At 72.0% G+C, this 18644-nt stretch carries 16 protein-coding genes and 1 pseudogene; 8 read left to right on the forward strand and 9 right to left on the reverse strand.

Annotated features, from left to right (window positions below):
• Positions 1-63: 63 nt before the first annotated feature.
• The 5 genes from ACH5AC_RS33995 (at position 64) to folE (ending at position 6046) form a co-directional block, all read left to right on the forward strand.
• Positions 64-1188: a zinc-dependent metalloprotease gene (locus ACH5AC_RS33995; RefSeq protein ID WP_398866152.1), complete on the forward strand. Its 1125-nt coding sequence runs from the start codon at positions 64-66 to the stop codon at positions 1186-1188.
• Positions 1189-1379: 191 nt separating this feature from the next.
• Positions 1380-2405, forward strand: coding sequence for a tRNA lysidine(34) synthetase TilS (tilS, locus tag ACH5AC_RS34000; RefSeq protein WP_398866154.1), 1026 nt, complete (start codon positions 1380-1382; stop codon positions 2403-2405).
• A gap of 53 nt (positions 2406-2458) precedes the next feature.
• Positions 2459-3019, forward strand: a complete 561-nt coding sequence (gene hpt / locus ACH5AC_RS34005; RefSeq protein WP_381078971.1) for a hypoxanthine phosphoribosyltransferase — start codon at positions 2459-2461, stop codon at positions 3017-3019.
• 206 nt (positions 3020-3225) lie between these two features.
• Positions 3226-5265 (forward strand): ATP-dependent zinc metalloprotease FtsH, encoded by a 2040-nt coding sequence (gene ftsH, locus ACH5AC_RS34010; protein WP_398866212.1) that lies wholly within the window; start codon positions 3226-3228, stop codon positions 5263-5265.
• Between the two features lie 172 nt (positions 5266-5437).
• Positions 5438-6046: a GTP cyclohydrolase I FolE gene (gene folE, locus ACH5AC_RS34015; RefSeq protein WP_398866155.1), complete on the forward strand. Its 609-nt coding sequence runs from the start codon at positions 5438-5440 to the stop codon at positions 6044-6046.
• Between the two features lie 10 nt (positions 6047-6056).
• Here folE and ACH5AC_RS34020 read toward each other — a convergent pair whose 3' ends face one another.
• The 6 genes and pseudogenes from ACH5AC_RS34020 to ACH5AC_RS34045 all read right to left on the reverse strand — a co-directional run bounded on the left by ACH5AC_RS34020 (position 6057) and on the right by ACH5AC_RS34045 (position 11624).
• Entirely contained in the window at positions 6057-6542 is a 486-nt protein-coding gene (locus ACH5AC_RS34020; RefSeq protein WP_398866156.1) for a DUF3180 domain-containing protein, read from the reverse strand.
• 61 nt (positions 6543-6603) lie between these two features.
• A complete protein-coding gene (folK, locus tag ACH5AC_RS34025) occupies positions 6604-7215 on the reverse strand; it encodes a 2-amino-4-hydroxy-6-hydroxymethyldihydropteridine diphosphokinase (protein WP_398866157.1) in 612 nt (203 codons plus the stop codon).
• A complete protein-coding gene (folB, locus tag ACH5AC_RS34030) occupies positions 7212-7571 on the reverse strand; it encodes a dihydroneopterin aldolase (protein WP_398866158.1) in 360 nt (119 codons plus the stop codon). The genes folK and folB overlap by 4 nt, the downstream gene beginning before the upstream one ends.
• 271 nt (positions 7572-7842) lie before the next feature.
• Positions 7843-8346 (reverse strand): nuclear transport factor 2 family protein, encoded by a 504-nt coding sequence (locus ACH5AC_RS34035; RefSeq protein ID WP_398866159.1) that lies wholly within the window; start codon positions 8344-8346, stop codon positions 7843-7845.
• 488 nt (positions 8347-8834) lie between these two features.
• A pseudogene (gene folP / locus ACH5AC_RS34040) lies at positions 8835-9698 on the reverse strand (dihydropteroate synthase); the annotation flags it as partial.
• Between the two features lie 114 nt (positions 9699-9812).
• Complete coding sequence (locus tag ACH5AC_RS34045; protein WP_398866160.1) at positions 9813-11624, reverse strand: phosphatidylglycerol lysyltransferase domain-containing protein; 1812 nt, start codon at positions 11622-11624, stop codon at positions 9813-9815.
• A 223-nt stretch (positions 11625-11847) separates the two neighbouring features.
• Between ACH5AC_RS34045 and ACH5AC_RS34050 the strand changes: the two genes are divergently transcribed.
• Positions 11848-12975: an alpha/beta hydrolase gene (locus ACH5AC_RS34050; RefSeq protein ID WP_398866161.1), complete on the forward strand. Its 1128-nt coding sequence runs from the start codon at positions 11848-11850 to the stop codon at positions 12973-12975.
• Positions 12976-13131: 156 nt separating this feature from the next.
• Positions 13132-14415, forward strand: coding sequence for a hypothetical protein (locus ACH5AC_RS34055; protein ID WP_398866162.1), 1284 nt, complete (start codon positions 13132-13134; stop codon positions 14413-14415).
• A 13-nt stretch (positions 14416-14428) separates the two neighbouring features.
• Here the strand turns inward: ACH5AC_RS34055 and ACH5AC_RS34060 are convergent, their stop codons facing one another.
• Together ACH5AC_RS34060 and ACH5AC_RS34065 are read right to left on the reverse strand one after the other, a co-directional pair.
• A complete protein-coding gene (locus ACH5AC_RS34060) occupies positions 14429-15763 on the reverse strand; it encodes a PH domain-containing protein (RefSeq protein WP_398866163.1) in 1335 nt (444 codons plus the stop codon).
• Positions 15760-16263 carry a PH domain-containing protein gene (locus ACH5AC_RS34065; RefSeq protein WP_398866164.1) on the reverse strand — a complete coding sequence of 168 codons (504 nt, stop codon included), beginning with the start codon at positions 16261-16263 and terminating at the stop codon, positions 15760-15762. Before ACH5AC_RS34065 ends, ACH5AC_RS34060 begins: the two co-directional genes overlap by 4 nt.
• Before the next feature lie 31 nt (positions 16264-16294).
• Between ACH5AC_RS34065 and ACH5AC_RS34070 the strand changes: the two genes are divergently transcribed.
• On the forward strand, positions 16295-17446 hold the full coding sequence (locus ACH5AC_RS34070) for an NADH-quinone oxidoreductase subunit D (RefSeq protein ID WP_398866165.1): 1152 nt from the start codon (positions 16295-16297) through the stop codon (positions 17444-17446).
• Positions 17447-17482: 36 nt separating this feature from the next.
• Here ACH5AC_RS34070 and ACH5AC_RS34075 read toward each other — a convergent pair whose 3' ends face one another.
• Positions 17483-18478 (reverse strand): SAM-dependent methyltransferase, encoded by a 996-nt coding sequence (locus ACH5AC_RS34075; RefSeq protein ID WP_398866166.1) that lies wholly within the window; start codon positions 18476-18478, stop codon positions 17483-17485.
• Between the last annotated feature and the right edge of the window lie 166 nt (positions 18479-18644).

The following is an 18644-nucleotide window of genomic DNA, read 5'->3' on the forward strand; positions in this document are numbered from 1 at the left end:
CCCCCGCTCAGCCGAAACCTCCGCGGCCTGCCCCCAGCGGCAGCGCTCACGTACGGTTGACACATGACGAGCATCGGTGGTGCGGAGATGGTCGACTGGAACCTCGCGGTCGCGACCGCGACCCGCCTCGTACGGCCGGGCCCAGAGGTCAGCCGCGACGAGGCCAGGGCCGTCGTCGCGGAGCTGCGCCGGCACGCCAAGGCGTCCGAGCAGCACGTGCGCGGCTTCACCCGGATGGGTGACGAGGAGACCCACGACACCCCGGTCCTCGTCGTCGACCGCCCCGGCTGGGTCCGGGCCAACGTCGCCGGCTTCCGGGAGATCCTCAAACCCCTCCTCGACAAGATGCAGGAGCGGCGCGGCAACACCCCCGGCGGCGCGGTCCTCGGCGCCGTCGGCGGCAAGGTCACCGGCGTGGAACTCGGCATGCTGCTGTCCTTCCTGGCCTCCCGCGTCCTCGGCCAGTACGAGACCTTCGCCCCCGCCACCCGCGACCTGCCCGCCGGCGAACACAGCGGCGGCCGGCTGCTGCTGGTCGCGCCGAACATCGTCCACGTCGAGCGCGAACTCGACGTCGAGCCCCACGACTTCCGCCTGTGGGTGTGTCTGCACGAGGAGACGCACCGCACCCAGTTCTCCGCCGTGCCCTGGCTGCGCGACCACCTGGAGGGCGAAATCCAGTCTTTCTTGGGGGAGACCGACGTCGACCCCATGACCTTCCTGGAGCGGATCCGCGAGGCCGCCCAGTCCCTCGCCGGCGGTCGCCCCGAGGGCGAGGAGGACGACGGCGGACGCTCCCTGGTGGAGCTGGTGCAGACCCCGGCGCAGCGGGAGATTCTCAGCCGCCTCACCGCCGTGATGTCACTCCTGGAGGGCCACGCCGACTTCGTGATGGACGGGGTCGGCCCGGACGTCGTACCGAGCGTCGCCGAGATCCGCGAGAAGTTCCAGCAGCGTCGCGCCAAGGGCGCCTCCCGCCTGGACGTCGCCCTGCGCAAGCTGCTCGGGCTGGACGCCAAGCTCAAGCAGTACCGGGACGGCGAGCGCTTCGTACGGGCGGTCGTCGGCCAGGTCGGCATGGACGGCTTCAACCGGGTGTGGACCTCCCCGAACACCCTCCCCACGAAGGCCGAGATCGCCAAACCGGCGGACTGGGTCGCGCGGGTGCACCGCAAGGCCGAGTCGTGACCCCCTCGTGACGGGGTGAACAGGATTCGGCCGACGGCAGGCGAACGCCCCTGCAATCACCCGTCCGAGGGACCGTGAGCCCTGGGCAGGCGTGCAATGCTCGGGGAACGGCCCGGTTCTGTCACCATCTACACACTCTGAGTGACCGGCCTCGGGCTCACCCCCCGAAAACATCATGAAGGGAACCGGACATGGGTCCCCATCCTGCGGTCGCGGCGATACGCCTGGCGGTCCGCCGCGTCCTTCACGACCTCCTCACCGAACAGTCCTCCGCCCCCGACACCACGCACCGCGAGCCCGCGCCGTCGCCGCTCGTGCTCGTGGCGTGCTCCGGCGGCGCCGACTCCATGGCGCTCGCCTCCGCCCTCGCCTTCGAAGCCCCCAAACTCGGCATCCGCGCGGGCGGCGTCACCGTCGACCACGGCCTGCAGCCGGGCTCCGACCTGCGCGCCGCGGAAGTCGTCCTGCGCCTGCGTGAACTCGGCCTGGACCCCGTCGAGTCGACCGCCGTCACCGTGGGCCGCGTGGGTGGCCCCGAAGCCGCCGCGCGCGACGCCCGCTACGCCGCCCTGGACGCCGCCGCCGACACCCACGGCGCCACCGCGATCCTGCTCGGCCACACCCGCGACGACCAGGCCGAGACCGTCCTGCTCGGCCTCGCCCGCGGCTCCGGCATCCGCTCCCTGTCCGGTATGGCCGCGGTCTCGGGGGCCAGCGGCCGCTACCGGCGCCCCTTCCTCCAGCTCGACCGGCAGACCGCCCGCAAGGCGTGCATGGTCCAGTCCCTGCCCGTCTGGGACGACCCGCACAACGCGGACCCGGCCTACACCCGCTCCCGGCTGCGCCACGAGGGCCTGCCCGCCCTGGAGAAGGCCCTCGGCAAGGGCGTCGTCGAGGCCCTCGCCCGTACCGCCCAGCTCTCCCGCGACGACGCCGACGCCCTCGACGCCTGGGCCGGCCAGGCCGACGCCACCGTCCGTGACGCCGCCGGCCTCCTGGAGTGCGCCAAGCTGTACGCCCTGCCGCCCGCCGTCCGCCGCCGGATCCTGCGGCGCGCCGCCATCGAAGCCGGCGCACCGGCCGGTTCCCTGTTCGCCCGCCACATCGAGGAAGTCGACCGGCTGATCACCGGCTGGCGCGGCCAGGGGGCCATCAATCTTCCCGGCAAAGTCGTCGCCCAGCGGCAGGGTGGCAGACTGGTGATTCGGCAAGGCTGAATCCTTACCCCCACCAGGGGGCGAGCAGCCGGTGGGACGACCGACCGAAAGTGATGCGGGTGGACGCGAAAGACATGGGTGCCGACCTCAAGCAGGTACTCATCACCAAGGAAGAGATCGACGCGAAGCTGGCCGAGCTGGCCGCGAAGATCGACGCGGAGTACGCGGGCAAGGACCTGCTCATCGTCGGCGTCCTCAAGGGCGCGGTGATGGTCATGGCCGACCTCGCCCGGGCACTGTCCACCCCCGTCACCATGGACTGGATGGCCGTGTCGTCCTACGGCGCGGGCACCCAGTCCTCCGGTGTCGTGCGGATCCTCAAGGACCTCGACACCGACATCAAGGGCCGGCACGTCCTGATCGTCGAGGACATCATCGACTCCGGTCTCACCCTGTCCTGGCTGATCAACAACCTCGGCTCCCGGGAGCCCGCCTCCCTGAAGGTGTGCACGCTGCTGCGCAAGCCGGACGCCGCGAAGGTCGCCATCGACGTGGAGTGGGTCGGCTTCGACATCCCCAACGAGTTCGTCGTCGGCTACGGCCTCGACTACGCCGAGAAGTACCGCAACCTCCCGTTCGTCGGTACGCTCGCGCCCCACGTCTACGGCGGCTGAGCCGCCCGCCACCGGCCACTGAGCCGGACGGGCCAGTCTTGTAGGACGATCGGGAACCCCAGCGGGCCTCGCGCCGTTGGAGCATGCAGAACGGCTCTGCCAGCTTCTCCGTGCGGCCTCGGGCCACAATGCTGGGGTACCGTCAGAAGAACTGTCTTATCAAACTCACTATGGCAGGAGGGACGGGGCGGCACCGCTCCGTGTGGATGGACGTGAAGCGATACTTCCGTGGGCCGGTCATGTGGATCGTGCTGGCCGTCCTTGCCGTGGTCGTGTTGATGCAGGTCGTCGGCGATACCGGCGGCTACAAGACGGTGGACACCGGCCAGGTCGTCCAGGCGATCAACGACAACAAGGTCGAGTCGGCCAAGCTCACCACCGGTGACGAGCAGACCATCAAGGTCACGCTCAAGGACGGCGTAAAGGTCGAGGGCAGCTCCAAGATCCAGGCGAGCTACATCGGCGACCAGGGCGTGACCATCGCCAACACGCTGCAGACCAAATACCAGGACAAGCAGATCACGGACGGCTACACGGTGTCGCCGTCCAAGCAGAACCCCTTCGTCGGGATCCTGCTCTCGCTGCTCCCCTTCGTCCTCATCGTGGTCGTCTTCCTGTTCCTGATGAATCAGATGCAGGGCGGCGGCTCCCGGGTGATGAACTTCGGCAAGTCCAAGGCCAAGCTGATCACCAAGGACACCCCCAAGACGACGTTCGCCGACGTCGCGGGCTGTGACGAGGCCGTCGAGGAGCTCCACGAGATCAAGGAGTTCCTCCAGGAGCCGGCGAAGTTCCAGGCCGTCGGCGCCAAGATCCCCAAGGGCGTGCTCCTCTACGGCCGTCCCGGCACCGGCAAGACGCTGCTCGCGCGTGCCGTCGCCGGCGAGGCCGGGGTGCCGTTCTACTCGATCTCCGGTTCCGACTTCGTCGAGATGTTCGTCGGTGTCGGTGCCTCCCGCGTCCGCGACCTGTTCGAGCAGGCCAAGGCGAACGCCCCGGCGATCGTCTTCGTCGACGAGATCGACGCCGTCGGCCGCCACCGCGGCGCCGGCCTGGGCGGCGGTCACGACGAGCGCGAGCAGACGCTGAACCAGCTGCTCGTCGAGATGGACGGCTTCGACGTCAAGGGCGGCGTGATCCTCATCGCCGCGACCAACCGGCCCGACATCCTCGACCCGGCCCTGCTGCGCCCCGGCCGGTTCGACCGGCAGATCGCGGTCGACCCGCCGGACCTCCAGGGCCGTCTGGAGATCCTCAAGGTCCACCAGAAGGGCAAGCCGGTCGCGCCCGACGTCGACCTCGCGGCGGTCGCCCGCCGCACCCCGGGCTTCTCCGGCGCCGACCTGTCGAACGTGCTGAACGAGGCGGCGCTGCTCACCGCCCGCAGCGACAAGAAGGTCATCGACAACCAGATGCTCGACGAGGCCATCGACCGCGTCGTGGCGGGCCCGCAGAAGCGGACCAGGATCATGTCGGACAAGGAGAAGAAGATCACCGCGTACCACGAGGGCGGTCACGCCCTGGTCGCGGCGGCCTCGCCGAACTCCGACCCGGTCCACAAGATCACGATCCTGTCCCGTGGCCGTGCCCTCGGCTACACCATGGTCCTGCCGGACGAGGACAAGTACTCCACCACGCGCAACGAGATGCTCGACCAGCTCGCCTACATGCTGGGCGGCCGCGCGGCCGAGGAACTGGTCTTCCACGACCCGACCACGGGCGCCGCGAACGACATCGAGAAGGCCACCGCCACCGCCCGCGCGATGGTCACCCAGTACGGCATGACCGAGCGCCTCGGCGCCATCAAGTTCGGCGGCGACAACACCGAGCCGTTCCTCGGCCGTGAGATGGCTCACCAGCGCGACTACTCCGAAGAGGTCGCCGCCCTGGTGGACGAGGAAGTCAAGAAGCTCATCGAGAACGCGCACAACGAAGCCTGGGAGATCCTGGTGGAGAACCGCGACGTCCTCGACAACCTGGTGCTCGCGTTGCTGGAGAAGGAGACGCTCGGCAAGGAAGAGATCGCCGAGATCTTCGCGCCGATCGTCAAGCGCCCGCCGCGTCCGGCCTGGACCGGCTCCTCCCGCCGTACGCCGTCCACCCGTCCGCCGGTGCTCTCCCCCAAGGAGCTCGCCCTGACGAACGGCGCCAACGGCGCGACGCCCGCGATCACCACCGCCAAGTCCACGGCTGTCGACCCCGCCCCCGTGGTGGAGCCGGCGCCGGAGGACCGCTCGGACAGCTGACCCGGACGACGGGACCGCCCCCGGCGGCCCCACCTGGCCCGGAATGGATGCCGCGCCCCCCAGGTTCTAGCCTGGGGGGCGCGGCATTGCGTCTGACTGCCCATGCAGGTGACGCACCCGCAGAACGACACGCGTGCGCGCACACGCGACCCGCACAGGAACGAGGCTTCACATGACCGACCCCGTGACGCTGGACGGCGAGGGCATCATCGGCGAGTTCGACGAGAAGCGCGCCGAGAACGCCGTACGCGAACTCCTGATCGCGGTCGGCGAGGACCCCGACCGCGAGGGCCTGAGGGAGACGCCGGCTCGGGTGGCGCGGGCGTACCGGGAGATCTTCGCGGGGCTGTGGCAGAAGCCCGAGGACGTGCTGACCACCACGTTCGACCTGGGCCATGACGAGATGGTGCTGGTGAAGGACATCGAGGTGTTCTCGACCTGTGAACACCATCTGGTGCCCTTCCGGGGCGTGGCCCACGTCGGTTACATCCCGGCCACCAGCGGTAAGATCACGGGGCTGTCGAAGCTGGCCCGGCTGGTCGATGTGTTCGCCCGTCGGCCCCAGGTGCAGGAACGTCTCACCACGCAGATCGCGGACTCACTGATGGAGATCCTGGAGCCGCGCGGAGTCATCGTGGTGATCGAGTGCGAGCACATGTGCATGTCGATGCGGGGCATCCGCAAGCCCGGCGCCAAGACCATCACCTCGGCGGTGCGCGGCCAGCTGCGGGACGCGGCCACCCGCAACGAGGCGATGAGCCTGATCATGGCGCAGCACTGACCACGCGGCGCTACGCCGGTGAGGCCGCACCCGAGTTGCGGTCGTCGTCCTCGGGGAGCTTGCAGACGCGCTCCAGGAAGATGGCGGCCGCTATGACGCCGATGCCCGCGAGGACCGAGAAGCCGGCGTAGACGGCCTGGTCGCGGCGGGCCGGGATGTCGAGGAACTCCAGGAGGAAGACGCCCGTGCCGCCGTACATACCGGCGACCAGGGCGGCGACCAGGGCGCTGGCCTGGCCGAAGACGACCGCGCGGGCCGCCATCAGCGGGTCCACGCCCTTCGCCTCGGGGCGGCGCTCGCGCTGGGCCCGGAGGCGGGAGCGGATCGAGAGGGCCGTGGCGAGCAGGATCACGGCGATCACCGCCAGGACGATGGGGGCGGCCAGCGGGACGCTGGGGAGTGTCCCCACCGAGTTCCACAGACGGGCGCCCGCCCAGGACAGCACCCCGGCCACGGCGAAGAGGCCGGCCAGCACCCTGATGCGCAGCTCTTTCACGGTCTTCCTTCAGCTCCCCCGACTCGGCCCGGCCTGCTTGCGGTCCCGTCGAGCCTAACGACTACTCGGGCAGCCGGAGTTCCAGGTCCTCGCGGGGAGCGACCCCGTCCCGGGTGAGCGTGTCCAGCAGATCGGCGACCGCGCCGCTGCCGGGCAGCAGGGCGCCGGGCTCCACGTCGTGCCACGGGGCGAGCACGAAGGCCCGCTGGTGGGCGCGCGGGTGCGGCAGGGTGAGCTGCGGGTCGTCCGAGACGACATCGGCGTACGCCACGATGTCGACGTCCAGCGTGCGCGCGCCCCAGCGCTCCTCCCGCACCCGGTGGAACGCCTCCTCCACCGCGTGCGCCCGCTCCAGCAGGGACGACGGGGGCAGGGTCGTCTTCAGGACCACGACCGCGTTGAAGTAGGAGGGCTGGCTGCCCGGCTCCACCCCCCACGGCTCCGTCTCGTACACCGGCGACACCGCCTTGACGCGCACGCCCGGGGTGTCCTCCAGGGCGTCGATGGCGCCCTGGAGGGTCTCCAGGCGGTTGCCGAGGTTCGAGCCGAGGGAGAGCACGGCCCGCTGCGGGTTGTGCAGCGTGGTGTCGGCGGCGTCGACCTTCTCGACGACGGAGGCGGGTACCGGCTGTACGGTCGGGTCGCTGGGACCCTTGATGAAGGGTGCAGTCATACTCGGCTCCGGGTGATGGTGACGGTCACGTCGTCGAAGGGGACCGTGATCGGCGCGTTCGGTTTGTGGACGCAGACCTCGACCTCCTCGACCCCTTCGTGTTTCAGACACGCCTCGGCGATGCGTTCGGCGAGCGTTTCGATGAGGTTCACCGGCTCGCCCTGGACGACGGCCACGACCTCCTCCGCCACGATGCCGTAGTGCACGGTCTTCGCCAGGTCGTCGTCGGCCGCGGCCGGACGGGTGTCCAGTCCCAGGACGAGGTCCACGACGAAGATCTGGCCCTCCTCGCGCTCCTCGGGGAACACTCCGTGGTGCCCGCGGGCCTTCAGGCCGCGCAGCGCGACACGATCCACGCGAATCACTCCTGCAATCGTCGGTGACGGCCGGTCCCTGCCGTGTGCGGGCGGCACACCGGCCTCGAACGAATCTACCTGCGGTGCCTGACCGGGCCGGGCCGCAGGGGCGTCGGTCCGTTCCGGGTCCAGAGGATTCACCGTGCGTTTCCCCTGGAGAACCCGGTGGCTCACGGGTCGGTAGCCGCCCCTACCCGTGGGTTCGTGATTCCAACCACTCCTTGGTCCTTGCGGGGGCCGTGTGCGGGGCTGTGCCGGAGCGTCTACCCACTCAGGACGGGGTCTCCTCCTCGTCCTCGGCGCCGTTCTCCGCCAGCACCGGGGAGGCGTGGTGGGACCAGATCTTCCAGCCGTCGGGCGTACGGCGGAACACGTTCGTGGCGACCACCAGCTGGCCGACGAGCGGGCCCAGCTCCTCACCGGCCTTGGGTGCGGGGCCGCCGCTGAGGATGTTCTCGGTGCAGGTCACCAGGGCGGTGTCGCCGGTCACCGAGACATGCACATCGGTGAGGAAGAACTGGATGTAGTCCGTGTTCGCCATGATCAGCGCGTACGACCTGAGGACGTCGCCGCGGCCGGTCAGTACCGGCCAGCCCGGGTGCACGCAGGAGATCACGCCGGTGTCGGCCGGGTCGTGGTACTCCTCGTCGACGCCCAGGTCGGACGGGGTGAGCCAGAGCGAGGACAGCGCTTCGAAGTCGCCCCGCTCCATCGCCTCGTAGAAGGCGGTGTTCGCGGCCTCCACCTGCTCGACGTCCGTGTACGGCGCGCTCACCGCTCTCCTTCCCCACGGCGCGCACGCTCCTGCGCCGACGCGCGGCTCACACCGGGGGCGCGATCGCCACTGCCCGCGCCGGGCACATACCGCGCCTCCAACGCCCCGCGCTCACCGACCAAGCCGGGCGCCCACGGAGCGCTGTGCGCCCCGCGCTGGAGTTCCGCGCCGGGCGCGTGTCGTGACTCAGGCGCGCCGCGTTCTGTCGATGAGCCGGGCGCCTGCGCGGTGATCTGCGCCTGGCGTTCTGCCGGCGAGCGGGGTGCCTGCTGGGTGGGCCGCGCCCCTCGTGCTTGGTCTGCGCCGGGGGCGACGGCTGGGTTCTGCGCCCCGGGCTGGGGTTCCGTCGAGCCGGGCGGGTGTGGGGTGCTGTGCGCCCCGCGCTGGAGTTCCGCGCCGGGTGCGTCCGGGGGTGACTGTGCCTGGTGCTCGTCGGAGGCGCCCGGTGTGGTTTCGGTATCGCGTGCCGCGGGCTCGGGTGTGTGGGTGTTTGTGCGCGCTCCCTCGACGGCGCGCGCGACCCGCACCGCGTCCGCTGTCGCGCGTACCTCGTGCACGCGTACGGCCCAGGCGCCGGCCTGAGCGGCGAGGGCGGAGACGGCGGCGGTGGCCGCGTCGCGTTCGCGGGCCGGGGGCGGGGCGGCGTCCGGGCCGGCGAGGACGCGGCCGAGGAAGCGTTTGCGGGAGGCGGCGACCAGGAGGGGGTGGCCGAGGGCGTGGAGGCGGTCGAGGTGGGCGAGGAGGGCGAGGTCGTGCTCGGCGTCCTTGGAGAAGCCGAGGCCGGGGTCGACGACGATGCGGTCGGGTGAGACGCCGCCGGCGAGGACGGCCTCCACGCGCGCGTGCAGTTCGTCGACGACTTCGGTGACGACGTCGTCGTAGACGCCCTGGACGTTGCCCCCCTGGAGGAAGCCGCGCCAGTGCATGACGACGAAGGGGGCGCCGGAGTCCGCGACGACGGGGATCATCGCCGGGTCGGCGAGGCCGCCGCTGACGTCGTTGACGAGGGCGGCGCCGGCGGCGAGGGCCTGCTCGGCGACGGAGGCGCGCATGGTGTCGACGGAGACGACCACCCCTTCGGCGGCGAGACCGCGCACGACGGGGATGACCCGGCGCAGCTCCTCTGCCTCGTCGACGCGGGTGGCGCCGGGGCGGGTGGACTCGCCGCCGACGTCGACGAGGTCCGCGCCCTCGGCGACCAGGGCGAGGCCATGCTTGACGGCGGCCGTCGTGTCGAACCAGCGGCCGCCGTCGGAGAAGGAGTCGGGCGTCACGTTCACGACGCCCATGACCGCGCAGCGGTCCCATTCCGGAAGGCCGACGACGCGCGCGCGTCCGCTCTGCTTGCTCATATGTTCAGCGTAGGCCCAGGGCGGGCGCCGAACGTGGGACGGCCCGAGCGGGCGCCCCAGGCTGGAGGGGGGCGGGGCGTCCGCTCGGGCCGGTCAGGGGGGCCGTACCGGGCTCTATGCGGCGCGCACGTCGTGTTCCGTGAGCGCGTGGGCGCACGGGCGTGGAGTGGGCCGACGGCGGCGCAGGAAGCGCGGCAGGGGCAGGGCGAGGTTGACGAAGCCCTCCGCCTGCATGGCGGCGAAGCCGATGCGCGGCAGGTCGCCGGAGGCGCGGTAGACGACGAAGCGGGGCTCCCAGCGGGGCTGGAACTTGGCGTTGAACTTGTACAGCGACTCGATCTGGAACCAGCGGGACAGGAACACCAGCAGCCCCCGCCAGGCGCGCAGGACGGGCCCCGCACCGATCTTCTCGCCGCGCGCCAGCGCCGAGCGGAACATCGCGAAGTTCAGCGACACGCGCGCGATGCCGAACTTCGGCGCTGCCTGCAGGGCGGCGACGATCAGCAGCTCGTTCATGCCGGGGTCGGCGGAGCGGTCGCGCCGCATGAGGTCCAGGGAGACGCCGTCGGTGCCCCAGGGCACGAAGTGCAGGATCGCCTTCAGGTCGCCGTACGGGCCCGGTTCGGCGTCGGCCTTGTGGGCGGTGGCGATGAGGCAGTCGCTGTCGGCGGGGTCGCCGACGCGGCCCAGGGCCATGGAGAAGCCGCGCTCGGTGTCGGTGCCGCGCCAGTCCTCGGCGGCCCGCCGGATGCGCTCCAGTTCGGCCTCGCCGAGGTCACGGACACGTCGTACCCGGGTCTCGTAACCGGCGCGCTCGATGCGCTTGACCATCTGGCGGACATTGCGCATCGCGCGGCCGGCGAGCGAGAAATCCGCGACGTCCACCACCGCCTCGTCGCCCAGTTCGAGGGCGTCCAGGCCGGTCTCGCGGGTCCACACCTCGCCGCCGGTCTCCGAGCAGCCCATGACCGCGGGCGTCCAGGAGTGCGCCCTGGCCTCGTCCATGAACCGCTCGATGGCGCCCGGCCACGCCTCGACGTCGCCGATGGGGTCGCCGCTGGCGAGCATCACGCCGGAGACGACGCGGTAGGTCACCGCGGCCTTGCCGCTGGGGGAGAAGACGACGGCCTTGTCGCGGCGCAGCGCGAAGTGGCCCAGGGAGTCGCGGCCGCCGTGCTTGTCGAGCAGGGCGCGCAGCTTCGTCTCGTCGTCCGCCGTGAGCTGGGCGGCCGGGTGCTCGGGGCGGAAGGCGAGGTAGATGGTGGTGACGGCGGTGAGCCAGCCGAGGGCGCCGAGGGAGAAGGCGACCGTCCAGGAGGTGTCGTTCTGGTAGTCGACGGGCCCCTCGAAGCCGAACAGGCCGTACAGGACGTGGGTGATGCGGTCGGCCAGGCTGGGGTCGCCGAGCATGGTCCCCGGGTGGGCGCTGACGATGACCAGCCCGAGCACGAGGGACGCCGCGCCCATGAGGACGAAGTTGGCGAGCGCCCGCCAGCGGCTGCGCGGGTCGGGCAGCGCCGAGAACTGGTCGCGGTGGCGGATCAGCGGTATCAGGAGCGCGAGCGGTATCAGCACGCCGACGATCGAGTGCCGGTACGTGAACTGCGCGACCGCGCCCACCGGCAGCAGCGCGACGGCGGCGCGCCAGGCCCGCCGCTTGCCCCGCTTGAGGCCGTGCGCGAGGAGCAGCAGCAGGATGCCGGCGCTCAGCGAGAGCGCGGCCGCGAACGGCCCGAACGCGCCGGGCAGCACCTCGGCGAGGGCGTGCATACGGCTGTGCCGGAACCGCGGGAAGACACCCGCGGCGACGTCCAGCAGGCCCACGAGGGCGCACGCTCGGCCGACGAGCGCGGGAACGGACTCGGGGCGCGGACCCCGGAGCACACTTCGCACCCGGTTGAATCGGGCCGGAACCTCACCCGACATTTCCCCATCTTCCCTGACAGACATCGCATCCCACAGTTCGCGAGAGAGACCTTGAATCCGGTGCCGATCGGGCATCCGGCGACATTGCGCCCTCTAGGACGGTGTCTCGGGGGGAGAGGTTCACTCGGCTCTCCAAAACCCCTTCAAAGGTCGAGGAAAGTCCGGGACAAGCCCTGGCGGCGGCGCGGGTGCACGGACGGGAAGCGCAGGCGGGAACACCCTCATGGGTCTTACGAGCAACAAGGTGCTGCTGTTGGCGGTGCTGTCGGCCCTGTCGCTGTTCATCGGGACGGTGTGGCTGTGGCCGCGCCTGGCCCGGCGCGGCTGGCGGGCGGTCATGGGCCGGATCGGGCTGCTGTTCGGCACCCAGCTGGCGATCTTCGCGTCGGTGGGCCTCGCCGCGAACCAGGCGTTCGGCTTCTACGCCAGCTGGACCGACCTGTTCGGCCAGGAGACCGAGCTGGGGGTGGTCGTCGACCACACCGACGGCTCGGGCGGGCCGCTGGAAGTGGTCGAGAAGCGCCGGGTCGAAGGGGCGGGCGCGTCGCCGCAGACCGGCGGGCAGATCCACAAGGTCGCGGTCCAGGGCCGTGCGTCGCGGATCGCCTCGCCGGCGCTCGTGTACCTGCCGCCGGAGTACTTCCAGCCGCAGCACCGCACGCGCGCGTTCCCCGCGGCCGTCGTCCTCACGGGCTATCCGGGCACCGCCCAGGCGCTCGTCGACAAGCTGCACTTCCCGCGCACCGCGCGGGACCTCGCCAAGGGGGGCCGGATGCAGCCGATGATCCTGGTGATGCTGCGGCCGACGGTGGCGCCGCCGCGGGACACGGAGTGCGTGGACATCCCGGGCGGGCCACAGACGGAGACCTTCTTCGCGAAGGACCTGCCCGACGCCGTCGGGAGTCACTACAGGGTGGGCAAGGGCCCCGGCAACTGGGGCATCATCGGCGACTCCACGGGCGGCTACTGCGCGCTGAAGCTGGCCATGCACCACCCGGAGGTCTACGCGGCGGGCGCGGGCCTGTCGGCGTACTACAAGGCGCCGATCGACGCCACCACGGGTGACCTCTTCCAGGGCGACAAGACGCTGCGCGACGAGGCGGACCTGTTCTGGTACATCAAGCACCGGCCCGCGCCTGACACCTCACTGCTCGTCACCAGCAGCAAAGTCGGTGAATCCAACTACAAGGCGACGTTGAAGTTCATCGACGAGGTGAAGGCGACCGGGCGGACCCGGATCTCGTCGATCGTCCTCGACAGCGGGGGGCACAACTTCAACACCTGGCGGCGTGAGATACCGCCTACGCTGGAGTGGATCAGCGGGCGGCTGGGCGACCCCGACCGGAAATGATCTTGTTGGTCGCCCATTCGTCGCGGAGCTGATTTCTGATGCGCTGCGAGATGCGCTGTGAGATGCGCTGTGAGAGGGGCCGAGAAGGCTTCGGGATGGCTGTGTTTTTGCGAGGCGGGGCGCCAACATTCGCCTACGCGCGGTAAGTTTCTGGCCATGCCACGTGGACGTCACCGCCATTCCCCGCCCTTGCACAGGCTGCTGCCTCCTTCGGCGATCGCCGGCGTCTCCCTTGTCTGCGCGTTCGGCCCCTGGGTGGTCTCGGAGCCGGGTGTGCTCCGGGTCGTCGCCGCGGTCGCCGCAGCGACCGCGGTCGTCGGGGCCGCCGTCATGCGCCGCTGGGACACCCAGGCGGGCAAGCAGGTCGCCGACCTCACGCGCGCGCGGGCGAGCGACGAGTGGCGGTTCGAGGAGCGGGTCGCCGAACTGGAGGCCGACCTCGACGAGTCGCGCGAACTGCGCGGCAAGCTGGAGCAGCGGCTGCGGGCCAAGCGCGCGGAGCTGCAGGGCCTGCGCAACGAGCACGCGGCCCTGCTGCGCCGGTACGCCACGGCGGAGACCGAGCGCGCCAGCGCCCTGGAGGGCCGTCGCCTGCTGGAGATAGAGGCCACGACCCCGGTGCGCGAACTGCCGCCCGTTCCGGCGGACGCGCGCGATGAGGCCGAGGCTGTGGCTGCCGACGCCGACTTCGACGCCGACGGGAAGCCGACGATCCCTGGGGCCTTCTCTCCGGAGGGCTCCAAGCTCTTCCTGCGCGCCCAGGAGGCGCTCAACCGCCTGGGTGGCGGGGGCGGCGGCCCGGCTCCGGAGAAGGCCGCCTCGGCGGCTGAGAAGGCCGCTGCCGAGGAGACCGCCGTCAAGGAAACCGCCGTCCAGGACGAGGCCGCCCAGGACGCCGCCGCCCGGGAGGACGAGGCCGAGGGGCAGCCCGAGGCGGTCGACGAGCACACGCGCGCGGCCGCCACGCACCCGGACAGCGAGGAGGGGGACGGCACCGCACCCGCGCAGTCGGCTCCTTCCGAGGAGCCCGTCACCCGCGCTGAGGCCGAGCGGGCCGAGCTGACCCCCGCCACGACGTCCACCGCGGTCGTCCCGCGGCCCGCGGGCCCCCTGGAGCGGCCCGCCGGCCACTTCACCGTGCCGACCGCCGTGGCCGTCGTACCGGCCGCGCAGCCCGTGCGCCGCCCCGCGGCCGAGGGCAGCTTCGACTTCTTCGGCACGAAGAAGACGCCGGAGTCCGACGCCCTGGACGCCGTGCAGAACGAGGACCTCGCCGACGTCGTCGGGCAGGAGGCGCTCGCCCTGCACAAGGCCGAGACCGAGGCCGGGTACAAGCCGGCCGGCGCGGACGCGCGCGTGGTCGGCCAGGTGATCGACCTGACCGCGCACGACGAGACGGAACAGATCGACGTCCAGCGACTGCGCAGCGCCGCCTCCTGAACGTCCCGCCGCTCTAGGCCATCCACCGGTCGGACCGGGCGTCCCTGCGCCCGGTCCGCGACCGTTCCGCCTGCGCCCCGAGCAACTCCGCGGCCTCCCGTGCGTTCCGCAGCCGCGCGGTGACGGTCTTGCCGGCCCCCGTGTCCACGTGCACGTCCGCGAGGCCCCACAGCCGCTGCCACGGCCCTTGTGACAGGCGCACGCTCTGGACCTTCGCGTGCGGTACGAGCGCCAGCTCCCGCCGCAGCAGTCCGTGCCGGGAGGCGAACACCGCGTCCGTGACGGCGATGCCGTACCCCCGCCACCACACCGGAACGCACCGCCCGGCCCGGCGCGGCGGCCGCGACAGCGCGCCGGGTGCCGGGACGGTCACCCCGGGCAGCACGCGCGCGACGACCGCTTCGGCCACCGCGCGCGGGGCGACCGGCACCAGCAGGGAGTTGGCCGACCCGGCCACATCCAGCTCGACGCGCACCCAGCCCCGCCGCCGCCACAGCACCGGCTGCACGATCCGCACGGTCTGCACGCGCCCCGGCGGCACCGTCTCGTGCGCGCGGTCCAGCAGACCGTGGTCGAGACGCAGCCCGTCCGGCGAGTCGCCGACCGTCCAGTCGTACTCGGTGACGAACCGCCCCGCGCTGCGCGCGCCCGCCGCGCCGAGCAGCGGCAGACCGATGGCCAGGACCGTCCACACGCTGTGGGTGACCAGCCACGCCACCGGAGGGACGACGAGCGCGGCGGCCAGGGCGCCCCAGGTGGCGCCCGTCAGCACCAGGGAGATCGCGAGCGCGCGCGGGGGCACGTGCAGCAGCTCACGCGCCGGCGCCTCCCCGACTTCGCGCGCCGTCTCGGGCGCGAAACCCGCCGCGCGCGCCAGCAGTTCCGCGCGCAGGGCACGCGCCTCGTCCTCGTCCAGGAACGCCAGCTCGTCCTTCTCGTCGGTGCCGACGACATCGAGCCGCAGCTTGGCGACGCCCGCCACGCGCCCGAGGAGCGGCCGGGTGACGTCGATCGCCTGGATGCGCTCCAGCCGGATGTGCGCGGTGCGCCGGAACACCAGCCCGGTCCGTATGCGCAGCTCGCTCTCCGTCACCGCGAAGTGGGTGAACCACCAGCTCAGAAAGCCGTAGAGAGCCGACACCGCGACGACCACGGCGGCGGCGAGCAGCAGCGCCGTCGTGGTCAGCCGGGTCAGCTGCTCCTGCGCCTGGTTCGGGTCGTGCATCGCCCACCCGGCGACCACCGCGACGGGCGCCCAGGCCCGCCGGAACGGCGTCACGGGATGCAGCCGGCGCTCCCGCACGGGCTCCTTGGGGCGCACGGCGTCCTCGACGCCCGGCGCGGTCACAGACCCGCCGATCGGGCCTCGCCGAGCTCGGTGAGCCGGTCGCGCAGCCGTTCCGCCTCGTCCGGGTCGAGGCCCGGGATCCGCGCGTCGGTGGCCGCGGCGGCGGTGTGCAGCTGCACACCGGCCAGCTTGAACCAGCGTTCGACGGGACCGGAGGTGACCTCCACCAGCTGCATCCGCCCGTAGGGCACGACGGTCTCCTCCCGCCACAGCACGCCCCTGCTGATCAGCAGGTCGTCGGCGCGCTCGGCGTACCGCCACGAGCGCCAGTTGCGGCCGAGCAGCACCCACCCCCAGGCCGCCACCGCCAGCGGCAGCAGCGCGAAGGCCGCCCACCCGGGGCCGGCGAGCAGCCCCAGCAGCAGTCCGAGGCCGAGGGCCATCAGCCCCAGCCACACCACCAGCAACAGCCGTCGCATCCGCAGGACCCCCCGCGGCAACCCCCTCCACACCGGCTCCGCCCCCGTCACCTCTGCGCCTCCCGGGCTCCCCGTCTCCATACGGTCAGCGTACGTAGGAGAGACTGTGTCCATGACTCCTACGACGGAGACCACGGTCGGGATCGGCGGTGCCGCGGAGAGCACCGACATGGTGCTGAACATCGGCCCCCAGCACCCCTCCACGCACGGTGTGCTGCGGCTGCGGCTGGTGCTGGACGGCGAGCGCATCCGCAGCGCGGAGCCGGTGATCGGCTACATGCACCGGGGCGCGGAGAAGCTCTTCGAGGCGCGTGACTACCGGCAGATCATCATGCTGGCCAACCGCCACGACTGGCTGTCGGCGTTCTCCAACGAGCTGGGCGTGGTCCTCGCGGTGGAGCGCATGCTCGGCATGGAGGTCCCCGCGCGCGCGGTGTGGACGCGCACGCTGCTCGCGGAGCTGAACCGGATGCTGAACCACCTGATGTTCCTCGGGTCGTACCCGCTGGAACTCGGCGGGATCACGCCGGTCTTCTACGCGTTCCGCGAGCGTGAGGTGCTCCAGAACGTCATGGAGGAGGTCTCCGGCGGGCGCATGCACTACATGTTCAACCGCGTCGGCGGCCTCAAGGAGGACCTGCCGGCCGGCTGGACCGCACGCGCGCGTGGTGCCGTCGCCGCGGTGCGCTCCCGTATGGACGTCTTCGACGACCTGGTGCTCGGCAACGAGATCTTCCGGGGGCGCACACGGGGTGTGGGCGTCCTCACGCCGGAGGCCGTGCACGCATATGGCGTGAGCGGGCCCATCGGGCGTGCCTCGGGCGTCGACTTCGACCTGCGCCGGGACGAGCCCTACCTCGCCTACGGGGAGCTGCAGGACACCCTGAAGGTGGTCACCCGGCGGGAGGGCGACTGTCTCGCCCGCTTCGAGTGCCTGTTGGAGCAGACCCACAACGCCCTCGACCTCGCCGACGCCTGCCTCGACCGGCTCGCCGAGCTGCCGCCGGGGCCGATCAACCAACGGCTGCCGAAGGTCCTGAAGGCGCCCGAGGGGCACACGTACGCGTGGACCGAGAACCCGCTCGGCATCAACGGCTACTACCTGGTCAGCAAGGGCGAGAAGACCCCGTACCGGCTCAAGCTGCGCTCGGCCTCGTACAACAACATCCAGGCGCTCACCGAACTGCTGCCGGGCACACTGGTCGCCGACATGGTCGCGATCCTGGGGTCGATGTTCTTCGTCGTCGGGGACATCGACAAATAGGGTCCCGGCCGACAGGTCGCAGCGGGTGCCGACGGGTCACAGCGGGTTCGGGATGCCGACCGGCTGCAGCAGCCAGCCGAAGTCGCCCAAGCCGCCCGGTGCGGTGAGCTCGGCGGCCTCGCCGGCGCTCGCGAGGGCGCGTACGTAGGCGGCGGGGTCCGTGGAGGCTAGTGCGAGCGGGGGGCGCGCGCCGGTGAGGTGCAGGGCGTGCAGGGCGGCGCGTTGCGTGAGCAGGAGCGCGCTCGTCTCCGGCTGCGCCCGCGCGCACGCGTCCAGCGCCACATGTGCCGTGATGTCGCACGACCCGTCGGGCACCGGCGCCGTCTCCCGTCCCTCCCGGAAGCCGGTGAGCGTTCCGAACGGGGGGCGCGTGTCGGCGGTGTGCGCGTAGTCCACGGCCACCGCGAGCCCGCGTGCGAGGCATGACACGGCGCGCGCCCAGGCCGCGTCCCGGGGCCGTCCGATCTCCGCGCGCGCCCCCTCCTGGGCGGGCAGCGGCCACCACCGGTCGAGCCACCGCGCGTCCGCGCCGTCCACCGGGTCGCCGAGCCGCTCGGTGCCGTCGTCCCGGACGAGGACCAGCCGGGCGATGCCCGTGTCGTCGACCTCGGCGACGTCGACGGGCACGTTGTCCAGCCACTCGTTGGCGAACAGCAGCCCGGTGATCCCGGGCGGGGGCTCGGGCTGCCATGTGACGGCGTCCGGCAGGCCGGGCGGGCGGTCGGCGATCTCCACGGCGTACGCGCGCGTGCGGGCCCCGACCTCGCCGGGCAGAGCGGCGAGCACCCCGGTGACCAGCTCCCCGCGCCCGGCGGCCATGTCGACGAAGTCCAGCGTCCCGGGCCGGCCCAGCGCCTCGTCGACCCGGCACAGCAGCCGGGCCACCGCCCCGGCGAAGAGCGGCGACGCGTGCACGGACGTACGGAAGTGACCGGCCGGACCCTCGGGTCGCCGGTAGAAGCCGTCCGGGCCGTACAGGGCGTCCTGCGCGGCCGCCCGCCAGCCGCGCCACGTGTCGCCGTCGCTCCTCACGTGCCCCCCTCCTCACGGATGCCGTCCGTCCCGGCGGTCTCGTCCACCACCCGGCCAGACTAGGCGCACCGGTGATCACTGCCTCCACCTTGCGGAGTACGCGCGTCGACGCCGGATCGGCCCTCCGGTTGACTCCGGCACTCGTCCCGCTTCCCTACGCTGGGTT

It is taken from the genome of Streptomyces sp. NPDC018693, assembly GCF_044391385.1.
GTDB lineage: Bacteria > Actinomycetota > Actinomycetes > Streptomycetales > Streptomycetaceae > Streptomyces.

Coding starts and splice junctions, on each gene's coding strand:
- ACH5AC_RS33995 (WP_398866152.1), top strand. CDS start 64: ATGACGAGCATCGGTGGTGCGGAGATGGTCGACTGGAACCTCGCGGTC.
- ACH5AC_RS34065 (WP_398866164.1), bottom strand. CDS start 16,263: ATGGAGACGGGGAGCCCGGGAGGCGCAGAGGTGACGGGGGCGGAGCCG.
- ACH5AC_RS34050 (WP_398866161.1), top strand. CDS start 11,848: ATGGGTCTTACGAGCAACAAGGTGCTGCTGTTGGCGGTGCTGTCGGCC.
- folE (WP_398866155.1), top strand. CDS start 5,438: ATGACCGACCCCGTGACGCTGGACGGCGAGGGCATCATCGGCGAGTTC.
- ACH5AC_RS34055 (WP_398866162.1), top strand. CDS start 13,132: ATGCCACGTGGACGTCACCGCCATTCCCCGCCCTTGCACAGGCTGCTG.
- ACH5AC_RS34070 (WP_398866165.1), top strand. CDS start 16,295: ATGACTCCTACGACGGAGACCACGGTCGGGATCGGCGGTGCCGCGGAG.
- tilS (WP_398866154.1), top strand. CDS start 1,380: ATGGGTCCCCATCCTGCGGTCGCGGCGATACGCCTGGCGGTCCGCCGC.
- folK (WP_398866157.1), bottom strand. CDS start 7,215: ATGACTGCACCCTTCATCAAGGGTCCCAGCGACCCGACCGTACAGCCG.
- hpt (WP_381078971.1), top strand. CDS start 2,459: ATGCGGGTGGACGCGAAAGACATGGGTGCCGACCTCAAGCAGGTACTC.
- ftsH (WP_398866212.1), top strand. CDS start 3,226: ATGGACGTGAAGCGATACTTCCGTGGGCCGGTCATGTGGATCGTGCTG.
- ACH5AC_RS34045 (WP_398866160.1), bottom strand. CDS start 11,624: ATGTCGGGTGAGGTTCCGGCCCGATTCAACCGGGTGCGAAGTGTGCTC.